Below are 16,741 nucleotides of genomic sequence, written 5' to 3' on the forward strand. Positions count from 1 at the left end.
GCAGGAAGGTCAGGTCCAAAGGGCCGGCCGATCGACAGGACGCTAAAACGGCGACCGTCAAATCGGGCAGTATTCAATAGTCAGGAAAAATCATGAAGACCTTTTCCGCCAAGCCTCATGAGGTAAAGCGCGACTGGTACGTGATTGACGCGACGGACAAGGTCCTCGGCCGTGTTGCCAGCGAAGTGGCACGCCGACTGCGCGGCAAGCACAAGCCGGAATTTACTCCGCACGTCGACACCGGTGATTACATCATCATCGTCAACGCAGCAAAGCTGCGCGTCACGGGTACCAAAGAAACGGACAAGAAGTATTACCGCCACTCGGGTTACCCGGGCGGTATCTACGAAACGACGTTCGGCAAGATGCAGCAACGTTTCCCGGGCCGCGCCCTGGAAAAGGCTGTGAAGGGCATGCTGCCGAAGGGTCCGCTGGGCTATGCGATGATCAAGAAGCTGAAGGTTTACGCCGAAGCCGAGCATCCGCATGAAGCGCAGCAGCCCAAGGTGCTGGAAATCTAAGGGGGCCAATCCATGATCGGTAACTGGAATTACGGTACTGGCCGCCGCAAGAGCGCTGTGGCACGTGTCTTCATCAAGTCGGGCAAGGGCGACATCGTCGTCAATGGCAAGCCCATCAATGAGTACTTCGCTCGCGAAACCTCGCTGATGATCGTGCGCCAGCCGCTGGAACTGACGGCTCACGCCGAGACGTTCGACATCAAGGTCAACGTCACCGGTGGTGGCGAAACCGGCCAGGCCGGTGCTGTCCGTCACGGCATCACCCGCGCCCTGATCGACTATGACGCCACGCTGAAGTCGGCGCTGTCGAAGGCTGGCTACGTCACGCGCGATGCACGTGAAGTGGAACGTAAGAAGGTCGGTCTGCACAAGGCACGTCGCCGGAAGCAGTTCTCGAAGCGCTGATGCGCATTCGCAGGTTCGCTCTGGCGGGCCTTGCGAATCCGGAAAAACCGCACGATTCGTCGTGCGGTTTTTTTTTGCCCCGACTCGCGCTGTGTATTCGACTCTCTACGTTGCAGAGATGGGGTAAGTGTTCCAGTTGTCATACTTGTCATTCGCACAATGACCGTCCGGAGATACAATCACGGGCCTGCGAATGGAGAGGCAAATCATGGAGCACTGGATTGCCGGGCAGTTTGGCGGCCACCGCGCGTCGAGCCGGGTAGCCAGATGGGCCTGAAGTACCGGCCGTTGCGGCCTCGCAAGGGTTTGCGGTCGTCGCGCGCGATGCTTCGCGGGCATCGTTCGTGGCGCACATGGGCGCTGAGCGTTGCGCTGTTGCTGTTCGTCGGTACGTGTCTGGCCCTCTGGGTCTACACCGCCAACAGCCGAATGACTGGCGGACAGGAGCTGGCCGCGATCAATGCGCAACTGCGCACGCAACTGGCGGAAGTGACGGCCGAGCGCGACCGGTTGCGGGCGGGTGCGGACACGGCGGAGGCGCAGCTGGAGATGGCGCATGCGGCGCAGGATCAGCTTGCCCGGCAGTTGAAGACCGCGGAAGCGGAGGCCGGGCAGTTGAAGGAGGACCTGGGATTTTTCGAGACACTCCTGCCTACGTCCGGCGATACCTCGGGCATTCACGTCCGGAGTTTCCGGGTCGCGATGGATGAAACTCGACCGCATGCCATGCACTATCGTTTGCTCGTGATGCAGGGTGGCTCCAAGGCTTTTGTCGAGCAGCCGGAATTTCGGGGTGAATTGCAGTTCATAATTTCAGCAATTCGGAGTGGGAAGCCGTTAACGCTCACGGTGCCCCAGCCGAGCGATCCGCCCTTGCCGGCGGTTCGGCTCACGCATTACCAGCGCATCGAAGGCGATCTGGGGATTCCCCAGGATGCCGAAGTCCGCGCCGTGTCAGTCCGCGTTCTTCAGAACGGGCAGGTGCGCGCGACACAGTCGGTAACGCCGTAGTTCGCGAGAACAAGGAGAAGAACATGCTGTTTTCGAAGAAAAAAGGCCTGTCCATCGATACGCTCGTGGGCCAGGATGCCGCCATCGAAGGCGATGTGACGTTTTCCGGCGGGCTGCGGCTGGATGGTCGCGTGCGTGGCAACGTGGTTGCCGCCGACGGCAAGCCCAGCATGCTCGTCATCAGCGAAAAAGGGATCGTCGAAGGGGAGGTCCGCGTTGGCCACCTGATCCTCAATGGCACCGTAACGGGCCCTGTCCATGCTGGTGAGTTGCTCGAACTGCAACCGCATGCGCGTGTCCATGGTGAGGTGCACTATGCTGCGCTTGAGATGCACCAGGGTGCCATCGTCGAAGGTCGTCTGGTGCCGCTGGTCCAGGGCGAAGTGAAGGCGCTGCCGAACTTCTCCGGCTCCGCCGAGACCAAGACAGTCAAGGCAACTGACAAGGCAACGGATCAATCCCCCGACGCAGCAACGGTGCAGGACGACGACAACGCCCCTGAACGCGCGGGCGTGCCCGCATGAGCATGTGGCGTTAGCGCCCAGAGCCCCTTGAAAACAAAGGGCTTCGGCACGATTTGTGAGTAGCGCTTAGAATACGAGCGTATCTAAACAGGAGATCCCCCATGAACGCAGTCGCAGAGGCACCCGTAACCGAGGACGTGCCGGCACCGTTCGTCTTTACCGACAGCGCCGCCGACAAGGTCAAGCAGTTGATCGAGGAAGAGGGCAATGCCGAGCTGAAGCTGCGCGTGTTTGTGCAGGGCGGCGGCTGCTCTGGCTTCCAATACGGCTTCACGTTTGACGAAGACGTCAACGAAGACGACACCACGATGGTCAAGAACGGCGTCACGCTGCTGATCGACTCGATGAGCTATCAGTACCTGGTAGGCGCGGAGATCGACTACAAGGAAGACATCAACGGCGCCCAGTTTGTGATCAAGAACCCGAACGCTTCGACCACCTGTGGTTGCGGCTCGTCGTTCTCGGTCTGAGACCGCAGCCTTGCTCAGCAAAAAAGCGCACTTCGGTGCGCTTTTTTGTTTCTGGGTGCTGACGGGGCCCTGAGGGGCTGGCACTCAGCCAGGCAGGCACCGCACGCAGACCCATGTGCAGCGCTTCGCGCGTTCGGTTCAACGCGGGTAAATCGCCCCGAGTACGCGCGGGCCCGTGGCACCGGTGACCGTGGGGACGTTGCCCGGTGCCCGAAGCAGGCACTGGCGCGCCAGCCAGGCGAAGGCGAGGGCCTCCACCTGCGATACCGGCACGCCAAAGTCATCCGTCGTTTGTACGCTGACGCCCGGCAGCAGTCGCGCCAACGTTGCCATGACGAAGCTGTTGCGCGCGCCGCCACCACAGACGATCAATCGACTTGCATCGGCGGCGTACGCCTGCACATCGCGTGCGATGGCCGTGGCTGTCAGCGTGGCCAGCGTGGCCTGGATGTCCCTGGTCGTTGGTTGCTGTTCGCCGAGTGGCGCGAGTAATGCCTGCAACCATCCGGGATGAAAGAGATCGCGTCCGGTGCTCTTGGGTGGCACCGCGCGGAAATACGGCTCCGCCAGGCATTGTTCAAGGAGTGTCGCGTCGACCTTGCCGCTGGCCGCCCACGCACCGTTGTCGTCGTATGGCAGGCCGCGATGGCGAAGGATCCAGTCGTCGAGCAGCGCATTGCCGGGGCCGCAGTCGAAGCCGGTCACCGGACGGCGCGTGCTGGCCGCCGGCAGGATGCTGATGTTGGAGATGCCGCCGATGTTGCAGACCACTCGCGTCTCGTCAGGCGCGCCGAACAGCGCCGCATGCACCGCAGGTACCAATGGTGCGCCCTGGCCCCCGGCGGCGATATCGCGGCTGCGGAAGTCCGCCACCACGTCGATTCGCGTGAGCTCTGCCAGCAATGCCGGATGCTGGCTCTGCCGTGTGTAGCCGATGTTGTCGTATTGACCGGGCCGGTGGCGGATAGTCTGGCCATGCGCGCCGATCGCGGCCACAGTCGAGGCTGAGACGCCGGACAGCCGCAGCAGCGTGGCCACGCAATCGGCATAGACGCGTGCCAGGGCGTTGGCTGCCATCGCCTCGCGGTGGATCTCATCGTCGCCGGGCTGCTGGAGCGCGCCAAATGCCTCGCGCACCGCTGCCGGAAACGGCTCGTGGGCCGCTGCCAGCACCACGGGCTGCTCACCCGAGAAATCGACGAGCACGCCGTCCGCGCCGTCCATGCTGGTGCCCGACATCAGGCCGATGAATCGCTCGCTGGGCACCGGGGGCACGGACATGGTCAGTTGCTGGCGGTCAGGACGTTGTAGGTGCGCAGCATGTTGATGCGGCTCAGCATGGCGCTGGTATAGGTCAGGAACTGCGCGCGCGACTTGCCGGTCAACGTCGGCGCTTCCATCAGCGTGATGGTGAGCGGGTTCTGCGGCACGTCGTTGAAGCGGAACTCGTAGTGCAGGTGCGGGCCTGTTGCCCAGCCCGTGGAGCCGACGAACCCGATCACCTGACCCTGGTTCACGTGCTGACCCTGGCGAACGCCGGAAAAGCCGGACAGGTGGGCGTAGTAGGTCGAATAGCCGCCGGCATGTTGCAGCACGATGATATTGCCGTAGCCGTTCTGCTGACCAACGAACTCCACGGTGCCGTCACCGGACGCAAAGACCTTGGTGCCTTGCGGCGCGGCAAAGTCCACGCCCTTGTGCTGCGCCCACCTGTGGTGCAACGGATGATCGCGGCCGCCGAAGCCCGACGACACGCGTGAGAATTCCACCGGCGATCGCAGGAACGGGCGCTTCATGCTGCGGCCGTCGAACGTGTAGTAGGCGCCCGCCTCGCCATCTTCCGGCGCGTACCAGAGCGCCTGGTGCAGGGCGTTGCGGTTGATCAGTTCCACGGCCACCACGCGGCCGTTGCGCACGAAGCTGCCATCGAGGAAGCCAGCTTCGTAGATGATGCGGAAGCGGTCGCCGCGTGCAATGTCGTGATGGAAGTCGATGACACCCGAGAAGATCGAGATCATCTGTTCGACGATTTCGTCCGGGACGTTGGCCGCGTCCATCGACTTGAAGAAGCCTGCCGCATCGATGGCGCCGGACGCCATCTCATAGTGCACGTCATTGTCGACGGTCTGGATGCGGGCCTTGTAGGTGTAATCGCCGCCTTCGGTCTTCGGCGCCACGCGCTCGATCACCAGTTCGCGGGAAGCGGCGGCATCGCCCCCCAGATTGGCCTGCAACGACACCAGCAGGTTGCTGTCGTCGATTTCCGCCTGCAAGGCCTGGCCCGGGTTCAGGTTGAACAGGCCGCGGGCGGTGGGGTTCTTGAGGATGAAGGCCTGCGCATCGGGATCGTCGACGCCCAGGCGGCGCAGCACGGTGGCGATGGTGTCGCCGCGTTGCATGCGATCCTGCCGGACGTAAATGCTGGAGTCGGTCTCGGTCAGCTGATCCAGCTGTGCGCGCAGGTCTGGCATGCGCAGGGGTTGCAGCACGCGGGGTGCCTGGGGATCTATATAGGCGTTGCGGGGGGCGACGCCCATCGCCGCTGCCATGCCGAGCGTGAAAACCGTACCGACCGCAACGGTCAGTTGCTTCCGGCGCCGGGCATGCTGGGGGTTGGTCGGGTCGACAAGCACCACCAGCTCGCGCGCGAAAACTTCGCGGAGTCTGGACCACATCACGTAAAATTCAGCCTTAAATTCGGGCTCCGCTGCCGCGACGATGTGTATCGCCTGCCTTCCTCCCCCGAGGTGCGGCGCGGGCCGTGTTGGTTTGCCGCCTGCGTTGCCGCCTACAATGACGGTTTGGCGGTTGGCCGGCGGGTAGTCCCACCAGGCGCAAAGCGCGAATTATACCAGAACGCTGCCAGCCATACTTCGAAGATTTCCTATTTATTTCAACGACTTACGTCATGACTGAAGTGTCCCCGGCCGCCGCGGCCAAATATCCACTTACGCCGTCGGTGATGCGCGCACTTGAGGTGACGAGACGTGGCTGCGACGAGCTGCTGATCGAATCCGAATGGCTGCAGAAGCTGGCCCGCAGCGAAGCTACCGGCGTGCCCCTGCGGATCAAGCTCGGCCTGGATCCGACCGCGCCCGACATCCACCTCGGCCACACCGTGGTCCTCAACAAGCTGCGCCAACTGCAGGACCTTGGCCACCAGGTCATCTTCCTGATCGGCGACTTCACGTCCACCATCGGCGATCCCTCGGGCCGCAACGCCACGCGTCCTCCGCTCACGCGCGAGCAGATCGAGGCCAACGCCCAGACCTACTACCGCCAGGCCAGCCTGGTGCTCGACCCGTCGAAGACCGAGATCCGCTACAACAGCGAGTGGAGCGACCCCCTCGGCGCGCGCGGCATGATCCAGCTGGCGGCCAAATACACGGTCGCGCGGATGATGGAGCGCGACGACTTCACCAAACGGTTCCGGTCTGGGATTCCGATTTCGGTCCATGAGTTCCTTTATCCGCTCATGCAGGGCTACGATTCCGTCGCGCTGAAGTCGGACCTTGAGCTCGGCGGCACCGACCAGAAGTTCAACCTGCTGGTCGGCCGCGAACTGCAGAAGGAATACGGGCAGGAGCCGCAGTGCATCCTGACCATGCCGCTGCTGGTGGGCCTGGACGGCGTGGAAAAGATGTCGAAGTCCAAGAACAACTACATCGGCGTGACGGAAGCCCCGAACGACATGTTCGGCAAGCTGATGAGCATCTCGGACGACCTGATGTGGCAGTACTTCACGCTGCTGTCGTTCCGCCCGATGAGCGAGATCGACCTGATGAAGGAAGAGATCGCGCTGGGCCGCAATCCGCGCGACTGCAAGGTGGCGCTGGCGCAGGAGATCGTCACGCGCTTCCACAGCGCCGCCGATGCCGAGAAAGCCCTGGAAGACTTCAACCACCGCGCGCGCGGTGGCGTGCCGGACGACATTCCCTCGGTGAGCCTCGCCGGCGCGCCGCTGGGCATCGCCCAGCTGCTCAAGCAGGCCAACCTGGTGCCCTCGACCTCCGAGGCCAACCGCAACATCGAGCAGGGCGGCGTGAAGATTGACGGCGCCGTGGTCGGCGACAAGGCGACCAAGGTGGCGGCCGGCACCTACGTGGTCCAGGTGGGCAAGCGCCGCTTTGCGCGCGTGACCCTGGCCTGATGGCGCGATGATTGCCTTGATCCAGCGCGTGGCCCAGGCCCGCGTCACCGTGGAGGGCCGTACCACCGGCGAGATCGGCGCGGGGCTGCTGGCGCTGGTCTGCGCCGAACGCGGCGACACCGAGGCCCAGGCCGAGCGCCTGTTGGCCAAGATGCTCTCTTACCGCGTGTTCTCGGATGCCGACGGCAAGATGAACCTGCCCGTGCAGAACATCGACGGCAATGGGACCGCCGGCGGCCTGCTGGTGGTGTCGCAATTCACGCTCGCGGCCGATACCAACAGCGGCACGCGGCCCAGCTTTACACCGGCGGCGTCCCCCGAGGACGGCCGCCGGCTGTACGACCACTTCGTGACCCGCGCCCGCGCCGCGCATCCGTCGGTCCAGACCGGCGAATTCGGCGCGATGATGCAGGTCAGCCTGACCAACGATGGCCCGGTGACGTTCTGGCTGCGCGTAGCGCCGGCCGGCACGGCATGACGCCACGGCCATCGATACCTTGAAGGAGATCCCCATGAAACTCTGGAGCAAGGCCTTTGCCGACAACGCGCCGATCCCCGGCGAGTTTGCCTTCTGCGTGCCCGACGCGGCGAACCACGTGGCGTTGTCGAACAACCGCAACCCGGACCTGCATTGGGACGACGTGCCGGCTGGCACGCGGTCGTTCGCGCTGATCTGCCATGATCCCGATGTGCCCAGCAAGGGCGACGATGTGAACCAGGAAGGCCGTGAAGTGCCGGCGTCGCTGCCGCGCGTGGATTTCTTCCACTGGGTGCTGGTCGATATCCCGCCCGGCCTGAACACGATCTCGGCAGGCTCGCACAGCGACGGCGTGATCGCGCGCGGCAAGCCGGGGCCGGAGGCGCTGGTGGGCACCGCCACGGCTGGCGGCCTGCGTCACGGCCTGAATGACTACACGGGCTGGTTTGCGAACGATCCGGACATGAAGGGCGACTACTTCGGCTATGACGGCCCGTGCCCGCCGTGGAACGACTCGATCGTCCACCACTATGTGTTCACCGTGTATGCGCTCGATATCGACCGCCTGCCCGTCGAAGGCAACTTCACGGGCGCCGACGCTCGCCGCGCCATCCAGGGCCACGTGCTGGCGCAAGCCAGCGTGACCGGCACGTACACGCTCAACCCCAAAGTCGCCAGGTAATTCAACCGTCGCCGGGCGAGAGACCCGGCGCGGACGTCGCCCCAAGGAACCGGCATGTCGCAAAGCACCGGGCCGCAGTCGCTGGCCTTCACCCACCTGATCGTGATCCGCCATGGCGAGACGGCCTGGAACAAGGAACGGCGCCTGCAAGGCCAGATCGATATCCCGCTGAACGACACGGGCCGCGCGCAGGCGCGCGCGCTGGCCGAAGCGCTGGCTGGCGAGCCGATCGACGCGGTCTATTCGAGCGACCTCGGCCGTGCGATGGAAACCGCCGCGCCGCTGGCCGGGACGCTGGGGTTGCCGGTGCGTCCGGAGCCGCGCCTGCGCGAGCGCTGCTATGGCGACCTGCAAGGCATGACGTACGCGGAGGTGGCGGAAAAGCGCCCGGAGGATTTCGCGCGCTGGCAGGCACGCGTACCGGACTACGCGCCACCGGCAGGTGAATCCTTGCTCACCTTTCATGAGCGTGCCGTCGAGATTGCGCTGTCGCTGTCGCGCCGGCATCCGGGCGAGCGCATCGCGCTGGTCGCCCATGGCGGCGTGCTCGACTGCCTCTATCGCGAGGCCACCGGCATGACGCTGGAGGCGCCACGCCAGCACGAACTTCTCAACGCCAGTGTCAACCGGCTGCGTAGCGACAGCACGCACCTGACGCTGCTGCAGTGGGCCGACGTGGCCCATCTGGAGGCGCTGGCGCTGGATGAGGTGGACAAGCGGGTGCCCTGAGCCTGCCTAGACCCGCCCGCGTCCAGCCCCGGCCCGTTCAGACCTTCAGCCGGAACGGCGTGAAGTTGGTGTGGCGATCGAACCAGTCCTCATTCTCCGCCCGCTTCAGGAAGCCGACCACCTTGTAGGTCACGGGCGTCATCACGACCTCCCAGCCGGTTTTCAGCACGTACTGGGCTACCGCCACCTGGATCACCTTTTCCAGCGGCCAGATGCCATAGAACRCAATCACGTAGAACAACGACGAGTCGACGAGCTCGCCCGCCAGCGTCGAGCCGATCGTGCGTGTCCACAGCCAGCGGCCACCCGTCCATAGCTTCATCTTGGCCAGCACGTAGCTGTTGGCAAAGCTACCGCAGCAGAAGGCGATCAGCGACCCCAGTGCAATCCGCCATGTGTTGCCGAACACCTCCTCCAGGCTCTTCTGATAGTCCGCCATGAACGGCGCCACCGGCATCTTCAGCACCACCAGGCTCATGAACGTGGCGAAGGCCAGCGCCGCGAAACCAGCCCAGACCACGCGACGATCGCGCCCATAGCCGTAAACCTCGGTCAGCACGTCGCCGAAGATGTAGGAGATCGGGAAGAACAGCACGCCGGCGCCAAAGACGACCGGCCCCAGCAGCGGCAGGTCGACCTGTGCCGCCTTGGCGGCGCCAATCAGGTTGGAGCAGAGCAGCACCGTGACGAATGCCACCATCACGAGGTCGTAGTAGCGATAGACGCGTCCGGTATGTGTGGAGGGGGGCGTGGGCGCGTGCGCGGCGGCGGCGTGGGGCTCGGGCATTGTCAGGTTCCGGTCGTCGACACGGTCTTGTCGGTCCGCGACAAGCGACGGCGCGGCGGTTTCGCGCGATTATGCCAGCGAGGCGCCTGACGCGCCGGAGGCTGTGGCCAAAAGAAAACTCCCGGCCGGGGCCGGGAGCAATGAGCCTGCGACGACAGGGAAAAAACTCAGAGCGACAGCTTGCTGATCTTGGATCCGTCCAGCGAGACATCGAACATCAGGCCGGCATTGGTCTGCACGAAGCCGACCACCGGCTGCTGGCCCGTGACCGTATCCAGCTTGCCGTTGGCACCGACCTTGGCCAGCGCCACGCTGGCGTCCACGCCGGCCGTCCAGCCGCTGGACTGGACGAACTTGTTGTACGCCTCCGGCGTCATGAACATGATGATCATGGCCTTGGACTGGCCGCCCGCGATCAGCCCGAACGATCCGGAGATGGTGCGGTAGTAGCCGACCGTGGCGCCCTTCGAACGCAGCGCACCATCGCCATATTCGGCCCCCACCACCAGGCCACCGCCAATCACGCGCGGGAAAACGAGGATGCCCTGGGCGCGGCTGGCCAGTTCACGCGAGCCGTCCACGGATGCATAGAGCCGATTCAGCGCGCCATCCACGCCTGCGTCGATCTCCTGTTTCTTCGCGGCGGAGTCCGTCGGCGAGCTGGTGCCAGTGGTGGTGCAACCGGCAGCGAAGGCCGTGGCCACTACCAGGCCAGACCCGGCAACCCGGGTCACAAAGTGGCGTCGATTCATATGCAACCTCCTGATGGGGAAAAGTACTGCATTCGACTCTTTTTCGGAGAACCCGGACTCAGCCCGCGCTCGGCGACTTCACCGTGATGGCCACGATTTCGCGGACCACGATCTTGGCCATCTGTCCCTGCTTGATGTTGGACAGGTCGATATTGGGGTCGTTGACTTTCACCGTCCGCAGCGTCTCGCGCGGACCGCGGAAGGTGATGGTGCGCTTGGCAGTATCCACCTTGGTGATCTCGGCGGTGATCGTGGTGGTGATTTCCCGCATCACGCCGGGTTTGCCGCCTTCGGCCGCGCGGGAGGTGCGTTCCACCTGCTCCACCAGGGCGGTGTCCTTGCTGCCCACCGGCTCCAGCGACGCCACGATGGCGGCGCTGCGTGTGAGCGTGACAATATCGCCCTTGCGCACGTTGCCGATATTCTTGGCTTCGTCACCGGCCACCATTTCCACCACGTTGCCCCGCGGACCCTGGATGATGACGGCCTTGGTGTCGGGATTGACCTCCACGACCCTGCCGCTGATCACGGCTTCCTCCGCCACGCCGATTGGCGCCGGCGTCTTTTGCGCATGCACAGTACCGGCGGTGGCAAAGGCCAGGCTGGCTACGGCGGCTGCAAGGGCGGAGGTCGGGCTTACGCGAATGGTCATGGCTGTCCTTGTCGCCCGCAGGCGTGATCGTCGGATTTGATGCAGCCATTGTGGACAACAGGCCGTGGGCCAAGCAATCCACTTCGAAAAAATTTGGGATGGTGCTTGAAAACGTTTAATTGAGGCGCGTGCGCTGCGGCATGTTGCTGCTGGCGCACCGCAGCAGGTATCGGTTGCCCCGGGTCTGGCGCCCGGGGGCGAGGAGGAATCAGGGTGCGTCGGACTGCGCGCCGCCGGTTTCGCCCTGCGGCGAGGCCAGGCCGAAATGCAGGTATGCGGCGGCCGTGGCCACGCGACCGCGCGGCGTGCGCTGCAGGTAGCCCTGCTGGATCAGGTACGGCTCCAGCACGTCTTCGATCGTGTCGCGCTCCTCGCCGATCGCCGCGGCCAGGTTGTCCACGCCGACCGGGCCGCCGCCAAATTTGTGCAGCACGGCTTCCAGCAGCTTGCGGTCCATCAGGTCGAAGCCCACGCGGTCCACGTCGAGCATGGCCAGTGCGGCGTCGGCCAGATCGCGGGTAATCGTGCCGTCGCTCTTGACCTCGGCATAGTCGCGCACGCGGCGCAGCAGGCGGTTGGCGATCCGGGGCGTGCCGCGCGCGCGGCGCGCGATCTCGAGCGCGCCTTTCGCGTCGATGGTGGCATTGAGCAGCTGCGCGGAGCGCGTGACGATGCGCGCGAGTTCCTCCGCGGTATAGAACTCCAGCCGGGCCACGATGCCGAAGCGGTCCCGCAGCGGATTGGTCAGCATGCCGGCCCGCGTGGTGGCGCCCACCAGCGTAAATGGCTGCAGGTCCAGTTTCACGGACCGGGCCGCCGGCCCTTCGCCGATCATGATGTCGATCTGGTAGTCCTCCAGCGCCGGGTACAGGATTTCCTCGACAACCGGCGACAGCCGATGGATTTCATCGATGAACAGGACGTCGTTGGCTTCCAGGTTCGTCAGCAGCGCGGCCAGGTCGCCCGGGCGCTCGAGCACGGGCCCCGACGTCTGGCGCAGGTTGACACCCATCTCGCGCGCGATGATGTGGGCCAGCGTGGTCTTGCCCAGGCCCGGCGGGCCAAACAGCAGCACGTGGTCGAGCGCCTCGCGGCGGTTGCGGGCCGCATGCATGAAGATGTCCAGCTGTCCGCGCACCTTTTCCTGGCCGACATACTCGTCCAGCAGCTTGGGCCGGAGGGCGCGCTCGAAGGCCTCCTCGTGGGTGGAGGCGGGCGTGGCCGAAATCACGCGGTCGGGAATGCGGTCGGCGCCGGTCAGCTTGTCGGTTTCAATCATGGCAGTGGAATACGATATGCCGCCATTCTACGCTGGCCGCCCTTGGTGGCCGCACGGCGTCAGCCCTTGGAGAGCGCCTTGAGGGCCAGCTTGATGCCGTCGGACACGCCGGTGCCGGCCGGCACCTGCTTGATGGCCAGCGCGGCTTCCTTTTCGGAGTAACCCAGTGCCAGCAGCGCGTTGAGGATGTCCACCGCGCTGTCGTGCACCGGCGTGCCGCCCGGTGCGTGACCCAGTTCGGCGCCCAGCTTGCCCTTGAGCTCCAGCAGCAGCCGCTCCGCGGTCTTCTTGCCGATGCCGGGAATACGCGTCAGCCGGCCGGCCTCCTGCAGCGTGATGGCCTGCGCCAGTTCGGAGACCGAGAGCCCCGACAGGACGGCCAGGGCCATGCGGGCGCCGATGCCGGTGATCTTGATCAGTTCGCGGAACGTGTTGCGCTCCGACGCGGAGCCGAAGCCGTACAGCAGGTGCGCGTCCTCGCGCACGATCTGCTGCGTGAGCAGCGTCACGGGCTGGCCGACCGCAGGCAGGTTGTAGAACGTGCTCATCGGCACATCGATCTCATAGCCGACGCCGTGGCAGTCGACCAGCAGATGCGGGGGGTTCTTCTCGAGCAGGGTGCCGGCGATGCGTCCGATCATGATGAAGCGAATGGGGAAGGCGAAAGTGGCCGCAAGTGTAGCGCGGCCAGCCGTATTGCTGGATCGTGTTTATTGGGCGGCGGTGACGGGTGTGTCCACGGCGCGACGTCCCAATGCCGGATCGTCCGTGAAGACGCCGTCCACGCCGGCGGCGACGAAGGCCTGGATCTCGCGGATCATCCCGGACGGACTACGCGTGGCGTCGTCGCCGGCGGCGCGCAGGGGCGTCGGCAGGAAACTGTTCTCGGGCCGGAACGTGTACGGATGGACGACGAGCCCGGCAGCGTGGGCATTGGCCACAAGCGCGGTGGGCGAGGCCAGCCCGCCCTGCGCGTCACGCGGCACGACGCTGTTCTTCTCCGGGCCGATGCCGTTGGCATAGGCGGCCACTTCGCGCAGGCCCAGCGGTGTCAGCATGTCCGCATAGGTGCGGGTGTCGCCGGCCAGGCGCCAGTCGGCGGGCCGGTTGCGCGGGTTGCCGATGAGCTGGATGATCTTCACGTTTGGCATCGACGTGCCCAGCAGCCGCTTCACGGTGCGCAGCGGCCCGACCTCGAACGATTGCACGTAAACCGGTGCCGTGCGGGCGTAGAAGTTGCCTTGCAGCGTGGCTACGACCTTTTCCTCGAGAGGCAGGCCAATGCCGCGGAAGTAGCTCGGGTGCTTCAGTTCCGGATAGAGGCCGACGGGCCGCCCACGCTTTTGCGCGGCCTGTTCGGCGAGCTTCAGGATTTCGTCGAACGTGGGCACCTCGAACTGATCGTTCAGCTTGGCGTTGGCGGGGCGCAGCTTGGGAATCCGCTCGCGAGCGCGCAGCGTCTTGAGCTCGGCCAGGGTGAAGTCCTCGGTGAACCAGCCCGTCAGCCGCTCTCCGTCGATGACCTTGATGCGCTTGCGGTCGGCAAACTGCGGCAGCTCGGCGACATTGGTGGTGCCCGTGATGTCGTTTTCGTGCCGCGCCACCAGCACGCCGTCCCGGGTTGGCACCAGGTCCGGCTCGATGATGTCGGCGCCGTCTTCGATGGCCTTGGCGTAGGACGCGAGCGTGTGCTCGGGCCGCAGGGCGCTGGCGCCCCGGTGGCCGATCACCAGCGCCTTGGGCGCCGGCGTGGCGGGCGGGGCGACCGGGTGAGCAGGCGTCGCGGCGGTAGGGGCCCGGGGCGGCGTCACGCAGCCGGCGAACAGCGTGGTGGTGGCGGCGGCGACGGCAAGACGGATAACGATCGGATGGCGCATCGGGACGTTCCTCGTGGACGAACGCCGATTGTAAGAGACGAAGCAGGTGCGGGCCTGTCGGGCGCTGGCCGACGCGGGAAACCGGACCCCAATGCGCAGCCGGGCAGGTCGGTCAAACGGATCAGCCGGCCCGCAGGCGACGGATCAGGTGACCGGATCGGGCGGATCAGCCGCCGATCAACCAATCAGCCAATCAGGCGGCCACGGCGGACGCGCAATCCCTTGCGGGCCAGCTCGGGCGCCATGCCGGCCAGCGTGCCGAGCGTGTCGCCGCCGTTCGCGTGGCAGATCGCCACGCCGAGCGCATCGGCCGCATCGGAGCTGGGCCGCCCCGACAGCGACAGCAACCGCATGACCATCTCCTGCACCTGCTCCTTGTTGGCGCGGCCATATCCGACCACCGCCACCTTCAGCTGCAGCGCGGTGTACTCGAACACGGGCAGGCCCTGGCCAACCAGCCCGCAGATGGCGGCGCCGCGTGCCTGGCCGAGCAACAGCGTGGATTGCGGGTTGACGTTGACGAAGACCTTTTCGATGGCCGCGCAGTCGGGCGCATAGGTCCGCGCCACCTCGGAGATCCCGTCAAAGAGCGTCTTCAGCCGTTCGGGCAGGCTGGAGTTGCCGTCGCTCCTGATCGTGCCGGAGGCCACGTAGGCGAGCTTGCTGCCGTGTTTTTCCAACACGCCGAAGCCGGTGGTCCGCAGACCGGGGTCGATGCCAAGGATGCGCATGAATTCAGAGGGAGTTGGCGGGCGTAGTGTAACGGCAATCCCCAAAACAAAAAGGCCTTCGATGCGGACATCGAAGGCCTTCGTGCAAAAACGAGACGCTGATCAGTGGCGGAAGTGGCGCGTGCCGGTCAGCACCATCGCGATGCTCCGCTCGTCGGCGGCGGCGATCACCTCGTCGTCACGGACCGATCCGCCCGGCTGGATCACGCAGCTCGCGCCGGCGTCCACCACCACGTCCAGACCGTCGCGGAACGGGAAGAAAGCGTCCGAAGCCACCGCGGAACCGGCCAGGGTCAGCCCGGCGTTCTGCGCCTTGATGCTGGCGATGCGGGCCGAATCCACGCGGCTCATCTGGCCGGCGCCGACGCCCAGCGTCATGCCGCCACCACAGAACACGATGGCGTTCGACTTCACGAACTTGGCCACGCGCCACGCGAACATCAGGTCGTCCATTTCCTTCGGGGTCGGGTGGCGCTTGGTCACCACGCGCAGCTCGCCCGGCTGGACGTTCTTGGCATCCGGGCTCTGCACCAGCAGGCCGCCGCCCACGCGCTTCAGGTCGTACTGGTTCACGGCCTTGCCCAGCGGGATTTCCAGCAGGCGCACGTTCTGCTTGGCGGCAAACACATTGCGCGCCGCGGCGCTGAACGACGGCGCGATCAGCACTTCCACGAACTGCTTGGCCACGGCCTGCGCCGCGGCTTCGTCCAGTTCCACGTTGAAGGCGATGATGCCGCCGAATGCCGAGGTCGAATCGGTCTTGAACGCCTTGTCGTAGGCTTCCTGCGCGTTCACGCCCACGGCCACGCCGCACGGGTTGGCGTGCTTGATGATCACGCAGGCGGCGCCGGCGGCGGCGTCGAACGACTTCACGCATTCCCACGCGGCGTCCGCGTCGGCGATGTTGTTGTACGACAGTTCCTTGCCTTGCAGTTGCACGTAGTTGGCCAGCGCGCCGTCCACGGTCTTCAGGTCGCGGTAGAACGCCGCCGACTGGTGCGGATTCTCGCCATAACGCATTTCCTGCACCTTGTCGAAGGCCAGGTTCAGCGTCTGTGGGAAGGCGCTGCGCGCCTGGTGCGACTTGTCCGCGCCCAGGCTGGTGAGGTAGTTGGTGATCGCGCCGTCGTATTGCGCGGTGTGCGCGAACACCTTGGTCGCCAGGCGGAAATTCGTGTCGTAGCCGACGGTGTTGCCGCTGGCGCGCATTTCGTCCAGCACCACGGCGTAGTCGGCCGGATCGACGATCACGGTCACGTCGCGGTGGTTCTTGGCGGCCGAGCGCAGCATGGTCGGGCCGCCGATGTCGATGTTCTCGATGGCGTCCGGCAGCGTGCAGTCATCCTTAGCCACGGTCTGCTGGAACGGGTACAGGTTCACCACCAGCAGGTCGATCGTCGGGATGTTGTGCTCGGCCAGCGCGGCCATGTGCTCGGGCAGGTCGCGGCGCGCCAGGATGCCGCCGTGCACCTTGGGGTGCAGCGTTTTCACGCGGCCGTCCAGCATTTCGGGGAAGCCGGTGTAGTCGGCCACTTCCGTCACGGGCAGGCCGGCGTCGGCCAGCAGCTTGGCGGTGCCGCCGGTGGAAAGCAGCACCACGCCGAGCGCGTTCAGTTCGCGCGCGAAATCGACGATGCCGGTCTTGTCAGAAACGGAGAGAAGGGCTTGCTTGATCATGGCTTGGGGGAACGCT

At 65.3% G+C, this 16,741-nt stretch carries 19 protein-coding genes; 9 read left to right on the forward strand and 10 right to left on the reverse strand.

Annotation, left to right across the window (positions count from 1 at the left end; all coding sequences use genetic code 11):
* Positions 1-92 precede the first annotated feature (92 nt).
* The 5 genes from rplM (at position 93) to erpA (ending at position 2,931) form a co-directional block, all read left to right on the forward strand.
* Positions 93-521 (forward strand): 50S ribosomal protein L13, encoded by a 429-nt coding sequence (rplM, locus tag AC1DOX_RS15170; RefSeq protein ID WP_092135939.1) that lies wholly within the window; start codon positions 93-95, stop codon positions 519-521.
* 12 nt (positions 522-533) lie between these two features.
* Complete coding sequence (rpsI, locus tag AC1DOX_RS15175; protein ID WP_092135941.1) at positions 534-926, forward strand: 30S ribosomal protein S9; 393 nt, start codon at positions 534-536, stop codon at positions 924-926.
* A gap of 267 nt (positions 927-1,193) precedes the next feature.
* A complete protein-coding gene (locus AC1DOX_RS15180; RefSeq protein ID WP_441619036.1) occupies positions 1,194-1,937 on the forward strand; it encodes a DUF6776 family protein in 744 nt (247 codons plus the stop codon).
* A gap of 23 nt (positions 1,938-1,960) precedes the next feature.
* Positions 1,961-2,461, forward strand: coding sequence for a bactofilin family protein (locus AC1DOX_RS15185; RefSeq protein ID WP_441619038.1), 501 nt, complete (start codon positions 1,961-1,963; stop codon positions 2,459-2,461).
* 101 nt (positions 2,462-2,562) lie between these two features.
* On the forward strand, positions 2,563-2,931 hold the full coding sequence (gene erpA / locus AC1DOX_RS15190; RefSeq protein ID WP_092135946.1) for an iron-sulfur cluster insertion protein ErpA: 369 nt from the start codon (positions 2,563-2,565) through the stop codon (positions 2,929-2,931).
* A 138-nt stretch (positions 2,932-3,069) separates the two neighbouring features.
* Here erpA and AC1DOX_RS15195 read toward each other — a convergent pair whose 3' ends face one another.
* Complete coding sequence (locus AC1DOX_RS15195; RefSeq protein ID WP_441619040.1) at positions 3,070-4,212, reverse strand: anhydro-N-acetylmuramic acid kinase; 1,143 nt, start codon at positions 4,210-4,212, stop codon at positions 3,070-3,072.
* A gap of 2 nt (positions 4,213-4,214) precedes the next feature.
* Positions 4,215-5,606, reverse strand: a complete 1,392-nt coding sequence (locus AC1DOX_RS15200) for a M23 family metallopeptidase (RefSeq protein ID WP_441619042.1) — start codon at positions 5,604-5,606, stop codon at positions 4,215-4,217.
* Between the two features lie 233 nt (positions 5,607-5,839).
* Between AC1DOX_RS15200 and tyrS the strand changes: the two genes are divergently transcribed.
* From tyrS to AC1DOX_RS15220, 4 genes are read left to right on the forward strand one after another with little or no spacing between them, the layout of a single operon-like run.
* Positions 5,840-7,081, forward strand: a complete 1,242-nt coding sequence (gene tyrS, locus AC1DOX_RS15205) for a tyrosine--tRNA ligase (RefSeq protein ID WP_092135951.1) — start codon at positions 5,840-5,842, stop codon at positions 7,079-7,081.
* 7 nt (positions 7,082-7,088) lie between these two features.
* Positions 7,089-7,559: a D-aminoacyl-tRNA deacylase gene (gene dtd / locus AC1DOX_RS15210; protein ID WP_441619045.1), complete on the forward strand. Its 471-nt coding sequence runs from the start codon at positions 7,089-7,091 to the stop codon at positions 7,557-7,559.
* Positions 7,560-7,593: 34 nt separating this feature from the next.
* Positions 7,594-8,241, forward strand: coding sequence for a YbhB/YbcL family Raf kinase inhibitor-like protein (locus AC1DOX_RS15215; protein WP_441619047.1), 648 nt, complete (start codon positions 7,594-7,596; stop codon positions 8,239-8,241).
* 54 nt (positions 8,242-8,295) lie between these two features.
* Positions 8,296-8,970 carry a histidine phosphatase family protein gene (locus AC1DOX_RS15220; protein WP_092135956.1) on the forward strand — a complete coding sequence of 225 codons (675 nt, stop codon included), beginning with the start codon at positions 8,296-8,298 and terminating at the stop codon, positions 8,968-8,970.
* A 37-nt stretch (positions 8,971-9,007) separates the two neighbouring features.
* On the opposite strand, the gene AC1DOX_RS15225 is transcribed toward AC1DOX_RS15220, so the two are convergent.
* From AC1DOX_RS15225 to purH, 8 genes are all read right to left on the reverse strand, one after another.
* Positions 9,008-9,757 (reverse strand): queuosine precursor transporter, encoded by a 750-nt coding sequence (locus tag AC1DOX_RS15225; RefSeq protein WP_477114041.1) that lies wholly within the window; start codon positions 9,755-9,757, stop codon positions 9,008-9,010.
* Positions 9,758-9,924: 167 nt separating this feature from the next.
* Positions 9,925-10,509 (reverse strand): BPSL1445 family SYLF domain-containing lipoprotein, encoded by a 585-nt coding sequence (locus AC1DOX_RS15230; RefSeq protein WP_441619051.1) that lies wholly within the window; start codon positions 10,507-10,509, stop codon positions 9,925-9,927.
* 58 nt (positions 10,510-10,567) lie between these two features.
* Positions 10,568-11,161, reverse strand: a complete 594-nt coding sequence (locus tag AC1DOX_RS15235) for a hypothetical protein (RefSeq protein WP_441619053.1) — start codon at positions 11,159-11,161, stop codon at positions 10,568-10,570.
* Positions 11,162-11,369: 208 nt separating this feature from the next.
* Positions 11,370-12,440: a Holliday junction branch migration DNA helicase RuvB gene (ruvB, locus tag AC1DOX_RS15240; RefSeq protein WP_441619055.1), complete on the reverse strand. Its 1,071-nt coding sequence runs from the start codon at positions 12,438-12,440 to the stop codon at positions 11,370-11,372.
* Between the two features lie 59 nt (positions 12,441-12,499).
* Complete coding sequence (gene ruvA, locus AC1DOX_RS15245; RefSeq protein ID WP_092135963.1) at positions 12,500-13,081, reverse strand: Holliday junction branch migration protein RuvA; 582 nt, start codon at positions 13,079-13,081, stop codon at positions 12,500-12,502.
* Positions 13,082-13,150: 69 nt separating this feature from the next.
* Positions 13,151-14,317 carry a glycerophosphodiester phosphodiesterase gene (locus AC1DOX_RS15250; RefSeq protein WP_441619057.1) on the reverse strand — a complete coding sequence of 389 codons (1,167 nt, stop codon included), beginning with the start codon at positions 14,315-14,317 and terminating at the stop codon, positions 13,151-13,153.
* 185 nt (positions 14,318-14,502) lie between these two features.
* Complete coding sequence (ruvC, locus tag AC1DOX_RS15255) at positions 14,503-15,048, reverse strand: crossover junction endodeoxyribonuclease RuvC (protein WP_092135966.1); 546 nt, start codon at positions 15,046-15,048, stop codon at positions 14,503-14,505.
* 102 nt (positions 15,049-15,150) lie between these two features.
* Positions 15,151-16,725, reverse strand: a complete 1,575-nt coding sequence (gene purH, locus AC1DOX_RS15260; RefSeq protein WP_441619059.1) for a bifunctional phosphoribosylaminoimidazolecarboxamide formyltransferase/IMP cyclohydrolase — start codon at positions 16,723-16,725, stop codon at positions 15,151-15,153.
* Between the last annotated feature and the right edge of the window lie 16 nt (positions 16,726-16,741).

The sequence above is a fragment of the Cupriavidus sp. 01L415 genome, assembly GCF_056400065.1.